Raw genomic sequence first — 14669 nt, 5'->3', positions numbered from 1 at the left:
TATAATACAAATGATGATTGGAGATGGTATGATGGAAAATAGCTTAAATCTATTACGAAAGACTGCAAGAATACATAAACAGCAATTAATGCAGCTTACAAAGGGTGAAAATTTAACAATTTCAGAGTGGGAATTATTGAATAACGTAACGGTTGATCAGAACACCCAAGAAATTTTATCTGGCATCATGGATCTCGATACTTCTACTCTAAGTCGTCAATTAAAAAACTTAGTAACCAAGGAAATGTTGGTAAAAGAGGCGACTGGTAAAGACCACCGTCAGCTTATTTACACCATCACAAAAAAGGGTGAAGATGCAAAAGCGCAAATTGAAGCAAACGTTAAAGATTTAAATACACTTATCTTTGAGCATTGGTCCGATGAGGAACAGCAGTTACTGCAAATTCTACTCAATCGATTGGTTAAGAGTGTTGACAGAATAGATGATTCATTAGAAAAATCATTTAAATTAAAAAATTAATTCGGCTTTTATTTGTAAGAGTCACTACTTTGCGATAGTATATTGCTATTGCAAAGTTTTTTTAATTTTACAACCGATGATAATAATAAAGCAGGTGTTTAGATGAAAATTGCAGTGGTAACTGACAGTACAAGTTATCTCTCAAAGGATGAGGTTGATAGGTATCACATTCATGTGGTTCCTATCCCAGTCATCATGGACGGTCGATCAATTGATGAAGGCGTTGATATTTCAACCTCTGATTTTTATGAAAGACTGAGAACGAATCAATCATTTCCAAGCACCTCTCAACCGCCGCTTGGTGAAATGATTACCTTATATAATAAGCTTGCAGATGAGGGCTATGATGCCGTCATCAGTATTCATTTAGCAAGTACCATCTCTGGATTTGTGAATCAATTAAAAAATATTGCACCAACGATTGAAAATATTAAGGTTATTCCTTATGATTCTCAAATCACCGTTAAATTGATGGGCTATCTTGCTATTGAAGCGTCAAAGATGGCTGAACAAGGAAAAGATGTTGATGAAATTTTAACTCGCCTGGATGATATCCGTGATTCAATGGACGAATTATTTATTGTTGATGATCTTCAAAACTTAGTCCGAGGTGGACGCCTCTCAAACGCGTCAGCTTTTATTGGGAGTGTTTTAAAGATCAAACCGCTCTTAACTTTTGATGATCAAACCCATGAAATCGTGGCGTTTGAAAAGATTAGGTCTCGGAAAAAAGCACTAGCTCGCGTTGAAACCCTATTTGAGGAAGCACAACAAAAAGTTGACTATCCGCTTCGTGCATTAGTCATTCATGCCAATGATGAAGCAGCCGGAAAAACTTGGCGTGATACAATTCAAGCAAAGTATCCGGATATGACGGTTGATTTTAGTTACTTTGGCCCCGTAATTGGAACTCATTTAGGGGAAAAAGCCTTGGCATTGGCCTGGCTAAAGGATTTTACCAAGGCGTAATCATGTTGCTTTTATTTTGTTTATGCTATCATTTTATTTGTGTCAAAATAATTGGAGTAGGAACTAATGCGTAAAGTGCCGATGGAACGGAATGTGAACGTCGGACGAAAAGCCTAGCTTGCGATATTAGTTCCGCATTCGCCGCCTCACCGTGGCAACTCCCACTGGAGATGTCGATATGAAAACATTAGATTTAGGATTCTATAGACTCAGTACGCTTAGGACAGCAATTCTGGGTGTTTTGATGGCGTTACAACTTATTTTAGGTCGTTTTAGCTTTAGTCCAACGACGTTCTTTAGATTTAGTTTTACGTTCATCGCAACCGTTTTAATGGCAGTTTGGGTTGGACCCATTTGGGCAAGCGTGGCGTCAGCATTAACCGACATTGTTGGTACCCTAATAATGGGATCGCCGTACTTTGTGGGCTTCACGATTTCGGCTATACTAGGCGCCTTCATTTATGGCGTATTCTTGTATGACCAAAGGGTATCACTTGTTAAAGTAATCATTGCTCAAGTGTTAATTTCGGTCATTGTCAATTTAGTGTTAAATACCTTATGGCTAACGCTGATGTATAAAACGCCATTTTGGGCATTACTTCCCGCAAGAGGGTTAAAAGAGTTAGTTTCAGCGCCAATTCAAATTTTCATTATCTATATTATTCTTAAAAATACAACCATTCGGACTTTAGGACGAAGATTATAATATTGGTTAAACTCACGTGTAGATTTCTAACGTGAGTTTTTTTAAATGGCTAAGCTAATACTTCTTAGCTAAATATGATAAATGGTATGATAGACCCAACGAATTTATGAGATGAGGGAGATAGGAGTCCATGAATGCACTGCTTCAAACGTTTTTAAAAAACAGGTCTGGTTTGCTGTCAGCCTTAATTCAGCATATTGAAATTTCAGCAATCTCATTAATTATTGCAATGTTGATCGCGATTCCACTCGCAATCTACGCAATTCGTCACCGAAAAATGGCTAACGTTCTGCTTCAAATAGCAGGAATCCTACAAACGATTCCTTCCTTAGCTTTATTAGGGCTTTTAATTCCCGTCGTCGGAATTGGGAATGTGCCAGCAATCATTGCTTTAGTTGTTTATGCGTTGTTGCCAATCTTTCAAAACACCTACGTCGGCTTGAATGGAATTGACCCTTCATTAGAGGAAGCAGCGGATGCTTTTGGTATGTCGAGATGGCAAAAATTAGTTCGAGTCGAGCTACCGATTGCAATGCCCGTGATCATTTCCGGAATTAGAACGGCGACCGTCCTAATCATCGGTACCGCTACTTTAGCAGCCTTAATTGGTGCTGGCGGCCTTGGAACGTACATTCTTCTAGGGATAAACCGAAATGAACCGATGTTAACGTTTATTGGTGCGCTCGCCTCGGCATTCTTAGCCATTATCTTTAGCCTCGCAATCCAATTGATGCAGAAATTAAAGCCTAAGACGATTGGGATTCTGATAGTCTGTTTCATTGCACTCATTGGCGGCACTACCGGATACAGTAAATATGAAGCGTCAAAGCCCACAATTACTATTGCAGGTAAATTAGGCTCAGAACCAGATATCTTAATTCAAATGTACAAAGACCTAATCAAACAAGATGCACCCAATACAAAAATTCAATTAAAACAAAATTTTGGTCAAACAAGTTTCCTGTTTTCGGCTCTAAAAAGTAATCAAATTAGTCTTTATCCTGAATTCACTGGGACAGTCTTAGAGAGCCTGGTTCATACAAGTGTAAAGGGGCAGGGAACCTCAGCAGCTAAAACCTATCAGTTAGCTAAGCAGAAATTAAAGAAGCAGTACAAGATGACCTATCTAAAACCAATGGCCTATAATAATACCTATGCTGTCGTTGTTAAACAGTCGTTTGCTAATCAATATCATTTAAAAAACATTTCCGACTTACTTAAAATTGAAAACAAACTCCACGGTGGATTCGATTTGGAATTCATTGATCGTAATGATGGCTATAAAGGCCTAAAAAAGGTTTACGGACTCGATTTTAAGAAAATTTCAATGGATGCTGATTTACGATATCAAGCAATTGACCAGGGGAAGATTAACGTCACCGATGGCTATACGACAGACGCACAACTACGTCAGTTTAACTTGGTTGCCTTACATGATGACCGTAATCTTTTCCCAACCTATCAAGGCGCACCATTAATTAACGCCAAAACAATGAAGGCATATCCAAAGCTTGCAAAGAGCTTAAATAAATTGGCTGGCAAAATTACGGAAACTCAAATGCAAGATATGAACTATGAAGTGAGTGTTAAGCACCGTTCTGCAGCAGTTGTAGCACACAACTACCTAGTCAAAAACAAGTTGGTAAAGGGGGACAATTAGTTTGGAAAACAATAAAACCTTAGTTGAATTTCAGCATGTTTCAAAAGAGTTTGCAGGAAACACTGCAGTTAACAACTTAAATTTAACCATTCAAAATGGAGAGCTTTTTGTCCTCGTTGGCCCATCTGGGAGCGGTAAAACAACGACTTTAAAAATGATAAACTCGCTAGAAAAACCAACAGGTGGCACTATTCTATTTGATAATAAAGAACTTGCGTCATACAACATATTGAAGCTACGTTGGAAAATTGGTTATGTGCTTCAACAAATTGCCTTATTTCCAAATATGTCCGTTGCTCAAAATATTGCCTTGATTCCAGAATTACAACATCAATTCAAATCTAAAAGTGACCGTATTAATCTCGTTAATAATCTGTTAACGAGTGTTGACCTGGATCCAAAAACATATGCTAATCGCATGCCAAGTGAACTTTCTGGTGGTGAACAGCAACGAATCGGAATTCTTCGAGCATTTGCTTGTGAGCCACAGGTTGTCTTGATGGATGAAGCCTTTAGTGCGCTGGATCCAATTTCAAGAACGCAACTTCAAAACCTCGTATTGAAAATGCATACAGAAACTAAAACAACCATTGTATTTGTCACGCATGATATGAACGAGGCAATGAAACTTGGAGATCGAATTGGTGTCATGGACAATGGTATTTTGCAGCAAGTCGGTTCACCAACAGATATCGCTCAGAATCCAGCAAACGAACTAGTGTCCGAGTTATTTGCGAATAGTGGCTCAAAAGACGTTTATGAAACGTATCTGGGTCGAATTGGGACGCTAGGATATTATGTTCAGCATGCTGGCAATAAAGAAACGGTAAAATATAATGAAAATGATACTTTACGGAATGGTTTAACCAAATTAGCAAAAGGTCATGAGATTGAAATCGTTTTGAACGATAAAACAATGGGATATTTAAACCAAAGTAGTATTATTAAGTTTTTAAATGATCATCAGTCATAAAATACAGAAAAAGCGCGAATATTTTACGATATTCGCGCTTTTTTGGACTAAATTTAAAGTAAGGGGCGGGGAAAATGGATGTAACGATTGCTCTTTTCTCTAGTTTACATAATATATATTATTCAAAGTAGCGTTAGAATGATTGCCTCAAAGAGAAGTTAATTTTATCCCATTTTGACAGCCTTTTCCTCAAATTGATTTTAAGCATTAATTTAACACATTTAAGAAAAAACAGATGACACTCATTTTATTTTTGAGCATGCCATCTGTTTTTTTATTTATGATTGATTTGAATCTGACGATTCATCTGGTTGATCTGTCTCTGGCTTTGCAAATCGATTGTTAACGATCACTGCGTAAATACCCGCAATCACACCAACGATTCCTACAATGACCAGCAATACAGCAACTAATCCGTGATAATTCATCACGCCGCTAGCTGCAAATGTTAAGGCAATCAGTGCAGCAAATATATTGATCAGCGTCAGAATAATTTTGACAACGGCATTATTTGAAACCAGCCATAAAACAATGGCATAGACGCCAATATAACTGATAACGGTGACCCAGAGTCTGTAGTTACCAATGGTCATTGAGCTATTGCCAAGTGGCTGCAGCGCCTCCAAAATTGAGCCAAAGCACAGCATCAGCATGGTAATAATCGAGGAAATTCGAATTTTGCTATTCATTAGATGATTGCTCCAATCGGTTGTTTAAGTATGTTATATAATATACTTTCATTCTATCCAATTCGAGCATCAAACACAACTTAGGCTAGACTTTTTGCTAGTGCAAAATTACCAACCGTTGCTGAACCGTTGTTTGCAATTTCCGGCATCACGATGTATTGATCAAGATCACCAACAGCCAAGTAATCATTCATCAAGCTTGAGAATTGCGCGCGAACCCGCTGTAATAGTGTTTCTGACGTTACGCCACCACCAAACACAATCTTACCAGGACGAATCATTAACGTGACTTGTAAGGCGGCCTGGGCAATGTAATAAGCCAGAATATCCCAAACTGGATCATTTTCCGCGACAGTTTCACCCTTGCGACCTAATCGGGCTTCAAAAGTTGGACCAGAGACTAATCCTTCTAAACAATCGCCATGAAATGGGCAGATACCAGCAAATTTAAGGTCATCTGGATGCCGTTTTAACCTGACATGTCCCATTTCTGGATGGCCTAAATCACCTAGAAACTCACCATTTAAGACGACTCCAGCGCCAACACCCGTGCCGATTGTGTAGTAGACCAATGAATTAAGATATTCTCCGTTATTTTTGGCGTGTTGGTACTCACCAAATGCGGAACCATTAACATCCGTTGTCCAGTAAATTGGCACGTTTAACGCAGCTTTCATGACGCCCAGAAAATCAACATTTGACCAGTTCTTTTTGGGCGTATCCGTTATGTATCCATACTTTTGAACGCTTTTTCTAATTTCAATTGGCCCGAACGATGAAATGCTAATTGCCGTTATTTCTGGAAACTGCTTAAAAAATTCAATTGTTTTGGCAAACGTTTCTACGGGAGTCGTCGTTGGGAATTGTACCTGTTGCTCAATTTTTAGGTCCCCGTCCCCCACCGCACAAACAAACTTGGTCCCTCCTGCTTCGATACTACCTAATTGCATTTAATCACTCCTCATTTCCGACAAATAAAAAGACTACATCAAAAAATAATGTAGTCTTACTCAAATTATTTTTGCCAGTTTTCTTGAATAAATTGTTCCCTGCCACCCTTTTCTTCAAGGGCTAATCGTGCTGGGTTCTTCTTATAAAATTGTTGGTGTTCCTCTTCTGCAACGTAAAATGGTTTAACTTCCTCAATCTGTGTCACAATTGGATCCGTAAACCGTTCACTAGCAGCCAATTCTTTTTTAGAGGCTTCAGCGATTTTTCGTTGTTCATCATCCTTAACGTAGATAACGGGGCGGTAATTGTCACCACGATCTTGGAACTGACCCATTGCGTCAGTTGGATCGGTCTGCTGCCAGTATAAATCAACTAACTGTTTGTATGAGACAACTTCTGGGTCGTATTTAATTTCAACGGCTTCAGTATGACCAGTCGTATGTGAACTCACTTGTTCATAAGTGGGATTTTCAACATGACCACCTGTATAGCCAGACAAAACTTTATCGATTCCAGGCTGATCCTCAAAGGGTTGAACCATACACCAAAAACATCCACCCGCAAAAATTGCTGTTTCTTCCACTTGAATCGCTCCCATCACTTAGTTAAATAACTTCTCGTAGGTGCCATATCCCTGTGCTGAAAGCTTATCCTTTGGAACAAACTTTAATGCAGCAGAGTTAATGCAGAAACGGTGTCCGCCTTCTTCAGCTGGACCATCATTAAAAACGTGGCCCAAATGCGAGTTAGCAGTCTTACTTCTGATCTCTTCGCGAACCATACCGTGCGATGAATCCGTGTTGGATTTTGTCGCTTCTTTATCGATGGGCTTCGTAAATGAAGGCCAGCCACAACCGGCATCATACTTATCCTGTGAACTGAACAACGGTTCACCGCTGACAACGTCGACGTAAATCCCATCTTCGTAAAAGTCATCGTACTTACCCGTAAACGGGTGTTCAGTTGCAGCATTTTGCGTGACATCGAACTGTTTTTCCGTCAAACGGTTCTTTAAATCATCTTTTGACTCTGTCACAAAATCATCTCCTAGACCAGAATAATATCGTATCATTCATTTTACGACTATTAATTTTAAATACAACAATTTAGGCGTATTCATGCGCTATTTTTGCAGCCACCGCCGTTGCAATTGCCCCAACGATGTCATCAATAAAGGTATTGATATGATCTTTATCATGATCGAGCTCCGCAATCTTACCGGTTTTTTCTTTATCAATAAAGCCAAAGTTTGTGACGCCAATGGTGCCGTAAATGTTGGCCATGTTTAGCGCCAGACCTTCATCAACGCCAAAAACAGAAGTGTCATTGGCAATGATGTCTTGTAATGGCTGTGCTAACTTCTTCTCGGTTGCTAACCGGTCCAATTCAAGGCCGACCATGGCGTTATTCAAAATTTCACGTTTGTGCAAAACGTCAATTGTCTTTTTAACGTATTGATCTAACTGAATGGATGGGTGAAATTTCTTTTGCGTTTCACGCGCAATTTCAGCGATATCTGTAATGGAGATCCCGCGTTCTTCTAAGCGATTAACCACAAAGTTATAGGCCTTCGTATCAGGATATTTATAGTTCAGGTTGTACATTTAAGTGATCCTCCAATCTACATACAACAAAGCCACCCATATCAGGTGGCCTTGATTTGAATTTAGTTATTAGTTTTCAAAAGCGTTTTGAAGTGGTGGAACAACTTGCTTCTTACGAGAAACGACACCAGGTAAACTAGCGCGATTATTCTCTAATTTAGTGTTAAATGCCTTCTCAACAACATCAACTGGTGCACCTGAAACGAAGAGTTCAGAATTGCTGTCCAAAATGTTGGTTGCTAAGGTAATGAACAAATCATAGCCCTCAGACTCACGTTCAGCAGTCATAGCGGCTTCAATTCCTGATTGACGGCTAATGACATCTTGTAGATCAACTGTGTTAACCTGACCAATTCTAACTGATTTACCAGCCATTGTGAATGACTTAGCGTCACCATCAATCAACTCTTTATCAGATTTTGAATCAAGGTCAGTACCAGCCTTAAGCATTTGGATGCCGTAAGTTTGGTAATCAATGTCTGCAATTTCGGCTAAAGCCTTAACAGCAATCTTGTCATCCTCAGTGGTTGTAGGTGATTGAAGTAACAACGTATCAGAAATGATAGCTGATAACATCAAGCCTGCCAATTGGGCTGGAATTTCAACCTTGTTTTCATCAAACATCTTTGTCAAAATCGTGCTGGTACAACCAACTGGTTCTGCGCGATAGAACAAAGGTGCAGATGTGTTGAAGTCTGCAATTCGGTGATGGTCAACAACGTGAGTCACCGCAACATCCTTTAGATCAGCGATACTTTGTTGTGGTTCGTTGTGGTCAACTAACATCACACTGTCGACCTCGGGCTTTGCAGCTTTTACGATTCGAGGAGTTGGTTCGTCAAAGTAGTTCAATACAAAACTCGTTTCGGCATTAGGTTCGCCTAAAGCAACGGCTTCAACATCCTTTCCTAATTTTGTTTCCAAGTATGCAAAAGCCTTTGCAGCAACAATTGCGTCTGTATCTGGATTTTGGTGACCAAAAACTAATTCCTTTGACATGTTAATTTTCCCCTTTATTTGTTAATTATTTAGATTTTTTAGACGACTAAAGTAGTCCTCTGACTTTAAGTATTCATCGAATTGCGCTAAGAAACGGCCAATGCGAGGAATTTTATCCTTCCCTTTTCTGAAGACAAAGGCTAAGTCGAAATGGATATTTGGATCGAATTTTGCGGTCCAAGTATTCTTCAAATTCTTCTGCCCAATCATGAATGAAGAAGGTAGAGTCGTGTACGTATTCGTTTCAACTGAGAATTTCAATATCTGACGTGGTGTCGTGAAGTTTGCCACTGAATCGGGAATGTTCACAAGTTGGTTCTTGTAGGATTCTCTGATTGTTTGATTCAAATAGTAATTAACTGGATACATGACCCATGGACGATCCAACGTGTCGGCATACTTAATCCGTTTACGCTTGGAAAGTGCTTCATCATGATGGACAAACAGTAAGTCGTCGCTCACAATTTTTTTGGATTCATAAGGCTTCCAATTCTTAATTGAATCGTCAGGCAAATACATGACTGCCAAATCGATGTTGTTGTTCTCGAGGCGGTCCCAAATTTCTTTTCGAGTCAACATATGAAAGCTGATTCGGATGTCGGGATTTTCTCTGTACGATTGAATCGCAAAGTTTTCTAGAACACTATCCTCTGTCGAGGCAAGAATTCCGATGCTAATGCTTCCTTGCGTCGCACTTGTTGATTGTTGAATCTCATCGGTTGCCTTGTTTAGCACTTCATAGATATTTTTGGTTGCATCAAGCATGGTATAACCAGCATCGGTTAATCTGAGCTTCTTTCCAACAGAATAAAATAATTCTGCTCCAACCGTTTTTTCAAGCTTTTTAATTTGTTGCGTCAACGCAGGTTGCGTGATTCCAAGAATTTGTGCTGCCTGAGTATAATTCATGGTTTCTGCAAGCTGCAGGAAGTAAGTCAACGTCTTTGACGAAAAGATACTATCTTGCTTTGTCTTCATGGCAATCCTCCTGAAAGTCATCATTGCATTCTTAATCATTAGTACAATCTTATGATAACTTTTACAAATAAAAATGCAACAAATATGGCGTTTTTTAAGAATAACCAAGACAAATATTAAATTAACTTAAAGTAAGCGGTAGAATCTTTGCCCGAATGCTCGTTGGAATACCTTCCGTATCAACGTCAATCACAAACGACCCATTCGAGTAACGGCCACCATTTGGATGATCCTCAGGCAACACGTCATGAATGAGATTTCGTGCTGTAATAATTTCAAGCGGTGTCGTCTTCATAGGCAATTTAATGAAGTCGACAATCTCGTGAGAGTTGGTTTTCAATTCTCTAAGAACCATGACACCCTTACGTGCGCGACTCGTCACTGGAATTTCCTTGACGGGTAACTTCTTAAAGGAGCCACGTTGCGTAACCATGGCAATCGTGTCAGCTTCATTAACCAACTGCAAGTCAACCACTTCATCGTCACCACGTAGATCCATTGATTTAACACCAGTCGTTCGAGCTCCATTTACAGGAACCTCATCGAGCTGATACTGCAACCCTTGACCTAAACGAGACATCAGCAACACTGTATTATCTTGTGCCTGTGAATCAGATGCCACTGGAATATAAATAACATTCACAATCCGAGTTGCCTCTGATTTCGCTTTTTCAAATGTGGTTGCACGTTTCTTATACGTTCTTCCTGGTGTCAACGCAGCAAATTCAGTTTGCTTAATATAGCCATCACTCGTCGCAATCAAGAAGTGACCCGTTTCCTTCAACGTCTTGAACGCAAATGTAGAAATAATTTCCTCATCGCTGTCCAACCCAATTGTTTGCGAAATATGCTCACCCGTGTCTTTCCACTTGGCATCAGCAATTTCGTAAACCGGACGATAAATCAGGTTTCCCTTATTGGTAAACATGAACAGGTGATTTAGCGTATTGATCTTTTGCAGGAAGATTGGGAAATCGTTCTCCTTCAAGCCATTTTCGCTTTCATCTGACGCCTTGTAGGACCGAATGCCAGTCCGTTTCAAGTAACCATCATGACTGACTTGAACAATAACCTCTTCATCAGCCACCATGACCTTCGTATCAACCTTAATTTCTTCAATCTGATCTTGAATTTCGGTTCTACGCGGATTCCGGTATTCCTTCGCAACGTCCTTTAGTTCTTTTCTTAAAACTTTATTTAATTGAGCTGAATCACCCAAAATTTGACGATATTCAATAATTGCAGTATGCAATGAATCGGCTTCATCTTCCAACTGAGTCACATCGGTATTCGTCAAACGGTAAAGTTGTAACGCCACAATTGCGTCAGCTTGCGCTTCGGAAAAATCATAAGATTTAACCAAATTATCCCGCGCATCTTTCCGATTTTGACTTGCTCGAATGGTTTTAATCACGTCATCTAAAATGGATAACGCCTTAATTAATCCCTCAACGATATGAACCCGTTCAAGTGCCTTGTTGAGGTTAAACTGGGTTCGGCGTTTGATGACATCACGTTCATGATCTAAATAGGCGGAAAGCGCTACTTTAAGAGACACGCGCTCTGGTCGCTGATTATGAATCGCCACCATGTTGAAATGGTAAGTCACCTGCAGCTCGGTATTCTTAAAGAGGTAATTAAGGATTCCTTGCGCGTCTGCATCACGTTTTAGCTCAATCGCAATGGTTAAGCCGTCACGATCAGACTCGTCACGAACTTCAGCAATTCCTTCAATTTTCTTGTTCAACCGAATTTCATCAATTCGCTTAACAAGAACGGCCTTGTTAACCTCATACGGAATTTCAGTGACTTTAATCTCGGACTTATTGCCACGAAGGGATTCAATACTCGTCCGTGATCGAACCACAATTCGACCCTTTCCAGTTTCATAAGCCTTTTTGATTTCGTCGACACCCTGAATAATGGCACCGGTTGGAAAATCAGGTCCCTTAACAAACTGCATCAAAGAATCCAAATCCGCGTTCGGATGCGCCAATAAATAAATCAATGCATCAACAACTTCGCCCAAATTATGCGGTGGAATATCTGTGGCATAACCAGCTGAAATTCCCGTTGCTCCGTTAACAAGGAGGTTCGGAAATTTTGCAGGGAGAACGGTTGGTTCATATTCGGTATCATCAAAATTCAAGACCATATCAACGGTCTCTTTATCGATGTCCTTTAGTAATTCATTTGCAATCTTGCTCAACCGCGCTTCGGTATACCGCATTGCGGCCGCTGGATCACCATCCATTGACCCGTTGTTTCCGTGCATTTCCACGAGTGGTTCCCGAACTTTCCAGTCCTGGCTCATTCGGGTCAATGCCTCATAAATGGAACTGTCCCCATGAGGGTGAAAGTTACCCATGATGTTTCCGACAGCCTTTGCAGACTTACGAAAGGCTTTGTCATGGGTGTTACCATCCTTATTCATGGCAAATAAAATTCGCCGCTGAACGGGTTTTAAGCCATCACGAATATCCGGTAGCGCCCGTTCTTGAATAATTGACTTAGAGTAACGGCCAAATCGGTCGCCCATAACATCCTCTAAGGTTAATTCTTGTATTTTCTGTCCATCAGCCAAGTCTGTTAATCGCTCCTTCCAATTCTCCCGTTACCCATCATCTTCGGTCGTATCTAAAAGACTACCCTCTTCTTCAAGCGTAAATTGAACGTTATCTTCAATCCACTTTCGTCGAGGTTCAACTTTATCACCCATCAAAGTGGTGACGCGTCGTTCTGCCAAAGCAGCATCGTCAATTCTCACTCTCACAAGGGTTCGGTCATCTGGATCCATTGTGGTTTCCCATAATTGTTCAGCATCCATTTCACCAAGACCCTTGAATCGTTGCAGCTTGTAGCCCTTTCCAACTTCTTTGGTCGCTTTTTCTAGTTCACCATCGGTCCAAGCGTAACGTTCAATTGCTTTCTTACCAACACCCTTTTGTATTTTATAAAGTGGGGGTAAGGCAATGTAAATTCGACCCGCATCAATCATTGGTCGCATGTACTTGTAGAAGAACGTTAACAACAAAATTTGGATATGAGCGCCATCGTCATCCGCATCGGTCATAATGATGACTTTATTGTAATTCGCATCATCAATGTTAAATTCTGCACCGACGCCAGCACCAATCGTATAAATCATGGTGTTGATTTCTTCATTCTTCATGATTTCGGGTAATTTAGCACGTTCAGTATTCAGCACCTTACCACGTAACGGCAAAATAGCTTGATACTTCCGGTTACGCCCTTGTTTAGCGGAACCACCGGCAGAATCTCCTTCGACCAAGAACAGTTCGTTCTTCGTTGAATCCTTTGATTGAGCAGGTGTTAGCTTTCCAGAAAGGAGGCGTTCTTGCTTCTTATGACGTTTGCCAGTTCGGCTTTCATCTCGCGCCTTACGAGCAGCTTCACGCGCAGTTCGTGCACGCAAAGACTTGTGAATTAGCATTTGCGCAAATTCACCGTTTTCCATCAAATAGTAGCCCAATTGCTCACTAATGACGCTATCGACAATGGCCCGAGCTTCCGGCGTACCCAGCTTTTCTTTCGTCTGACCCTCAAACTGCAGGATTTCTTCTGGAACTCTCAGTGAAATGACGGCAGATAAGCCTTCACGAACATCTGAACCTTCCAAATTTTTGTCCTTTGGCTTCAGCAATTCAACTTTTCTGGCATATTCATTGAACGCCTTCGTCCAAGCTGACCGCATTCCGGCCTCATGAGTTCCGCCATCCTTCGTTCGAACGTTATTAACAAATGACAATAACGTTTCCGAATAGCCATCATTGTACTGAGCAGCCACTTCAACTTCGACACCTTCGCGGCTACCATCAAAGTACATGACGTCGCCAAGTGTATCCTTATCCTCGTTCAAATAGCTAACGAATTCTTTAATCCCATCTTCAAAATGATAGGTTTCACTTTGTTCTTGATTTTCCCGCTCGTCGGTCAACGTAATCTTGACGCCCTTGAGTAAGAAGGCTGATTCTCTCAACCGTTCTTCAAGTGTGCCAAAATTAAACACCGTTGTCGTAAACACTGTGGAATCCGGCTTGAAATCAATCGTTGTACCGGTGTGATCCTTCGTTTTCCCAAGCTTAACCAGGGTTGTCTTAGGATGACCGCCATTTTCAAATTCTTGACGATACTTCACGCCATCTCTCACAATCGTCACCGTCAAACTGCTCGACAGTGCGTTCACAACACTTGATCCCACACCATGCAGTCCACCAGATGTCTTATAACCACCTTGGCCAAACTTACCACCAGCATGGAGCACAGTTAAAATAACCTCTGGTGTCGGCTTACCAGAAGAATGCATTCCAACCGGCATACCTCGACCATGATCGACGACGGTGATGCTGTTATCCTTGTGGATAGTGACGTTAATCTCATCACCAAACCCTGCCAACGCCTCATCGACAGCGTTATCAACGATTTCGTAAACCAAATGGTGCAGGCCCCGACCATCAGTCGACCCAATGTACATTCCTGGCCTTTTACGAACGGCTTCTAATCCTTCTAGAATCTGAATAGAAGAATCATCGTATTTTGCGTTGTTCTTTGCCACCGCGTAAAAACCCCCTTCTTATTCAATCTTTATTATCATAACTTATTTCAAACGCTTTGGAAAGAGCTTTCAAAAGATTATCG

General features: G+C 40.6%; 14 protein-coding genes and 1 riboswitch. Of the genes, 5 read left to right on the top strand and 9 right to left on the bottom strand.

The genetic code is table 11. From position 1 onward, the window contains the following. Positions 1-10: 10 nt before the first annotated feature. The 5 genes from FGL90_RS09425 (at position 11) to FGL90_RS09405 (ending at position 4789) form a co-directional block, all read left to right on the top strand. Positions 11-481 (top strand): MarR family winged helix-turn-helix transcriptional regulator, encoded by a 471-nt coding sequence (locus FGL90_RS09425; protein WP_318635548.1) that lies wholly within the window; start codon positions 11-13, stop codon positions 479-481. A 102-nt stretch (positions 482-583) separates the two neighbouring features. After that, on the top strand, positions 584-1450 hold the full coding sequence (locus tag FGL90_RS09420; RefSeq protein WP_147657819.1) for a DegV family protein: 867 nt from the start codon (positions 584-586) through the stop codon (positions 1448-1450). Positions 1451-1500: 50 nt separating this feature from the next. Beyond that, positions 1501-1596, top strand: a riboswitch (THF riboswitch). Between the two features lie 32 nt (positions 1597-1628). Then, positions 1629-2156 carry a folate family ECF transporter S component gene (locus FGL90_RS09415; protein ID WP_147657817.1) on the top strand — a complete coding sequence of 176 codons (528 nt, stop codon included), beginning with the start codon at positions 1629-1631 and terminating at the stop codon, positions 2154-2156. Positions 2157-2286: 130 nt separating this feature from the next. Then, positions 2287-3816, top strand: coding sequence for an ABC transporter permease/substrate-binding protein (locus tag FGL90_RS09410; RefSeq protein WP_010619819.1), 1530 nt, complete (start codon positions 2287-2289; stop codon positions 3814-3816). Position 3817: 1 nt separating this feature from the next. Continuing rightward, positions 3818-4789, top strand: coding sequence for an ABC transporter ATP-binding protein (locus FGL90_RS09405; RefSeq protein ID WP_147657815.1), 972 nt, complete (start codon positions 3818-3820; stop codon positions 4787-4789). A 278-nt stretch (positions 4790-5067) separates the two neighbouring features. Here FGL90_RS09405 and FGL90_RS09400 read toward each other — a convergent pair whose 3' ends face one another. From FGL90_RS09400 to parE, 9 genes are all read right to left on the bottom strand, one after another. After that, the gene (locus FGL90_RS09400; protein WP_147657813.1) at positions 5068-5478 is read right to left on the bottom strand and encodes a hypothetical protein; all 411 of its coding nucleotides are present in this window, start codon (positions 5476-5478) and stop codon (positions 5068-5070) included. 80 nt (positions 5479-5558) lie between these two features. Further along, positions 5559-6428: a fructokinase ScrK gene (gene scrK / locus FGL90_RS09395; RefSeq protein ID WP_147657811.1), complete on the bottom strand. Its 870-nt coding sequence runs from the start codon at positions 6426-6428 to the stop codon at positions 5559-5561. A gap of 65 nt (positions 6429-6493) precedes the next feature. Continuing rightward, the gene (gene msrA, locus FGL90_RS09390) at positions 6494-7012 is read right to left on the bottom strand and encodes a peptide-methionine (S)-S-oxide reductase MsrA (RefSeq protein WP_147657809.1); all 519 of its coding nucleotides are present in this window, start codon (positions 7010-7012) and stop codon (positions 6494-6496) included. 18 nt (positions 7013-7030) lie between these two features. Then, the gene (gene msrB / locus FGL90_RS09385) at positions 7031-7501 is read right to left on the bottom strand and encodes a peptide-methionine (R)-S-oxide reductase MsrB (RefSeq protein WP_147657807.1); all 471 of its coding nucleotides are present in this window, start codon (positions 7499-7501) and stop codon (positions 7031-7033) included. 34 nt (positions 7502-7535) lie between these two features. After that, the gene (locus FGL90_RS09380) at positions 7536-8033 is read right to left on the bottom strand and encodes a phosphatidylglycerophosphatase A family protein (protein WP_147657805.1); all 498 of its coding nucleotides are present in this window, start codon (positions 8031-8033) and stop codon (positions 7536-7538) included. A 69-nt stretch (positions 8034-8102) separates the two neighbouring features. Continuing rightward, positions 8103-9032 (bottom strand): manganese-dependent inorganic pyrophosphatase, encoded by a 930-nt coding sequence (locus tag FGL90_RS09375; protein ID WP_010619812.1) that lies wholly within the window; start codon positions 9030-9032, stop codon positions 8103-8105. 21 nt (positions 9033-9053) lie between these two features. Further along, positions 9054-10010 carry a LysR family transcriptional regulator gene (locus FGL90_RS09370; RefSeq protein WP_010619811.1) on the bottom strand — a complete coding sequence of 319 codons (957 nt, stop codon included), beginning with the start codon at positions 10008-10010 and terminating at the stop codon, positions 9054-9056. 121 nt (positions 10011-10131) lie between these two features. Next, positions 10132-12549: a DNA topoisomerase IV subunit A gene (gene parC / locus FGL90_RS09365; RefSeq protein WP_404814666.1), complete on the bottom strand. Its 2418-nt coding sequence runs from the start codon at positions 12547-12549 to the stop codon at positions 10132-10134. Positions 12550-12624: 75 nt separating this feature from the next. Further along, the gene (parE, locus tag FGL90_RS09360; protein WP_147657801.1) at positions 12625-14586 is read right to left on the bottom strand and encodes a DNA topoisomerase IV subunit B; all 1962 of its coding nucleotides are present in this window, start codon (positions 14584-14586) and stop codon (positions 12625-12627) included. Positions 14587-14669: the final 83 nt, after the last annotated feature.

Source organism: Secundilactobacillus malefermentans, assembly GCF_008033155.1.
GTDB classification, from domain to species: Bacteria; Bacillota; Bacilli; order Lactobacillales; family Lactobacillaceae; genus Secundilactobacillus; species Secundilactobacillus malefermentans.
This window is presented reverse-complemented; position numbering and strand designations above follow the sequence as displayed.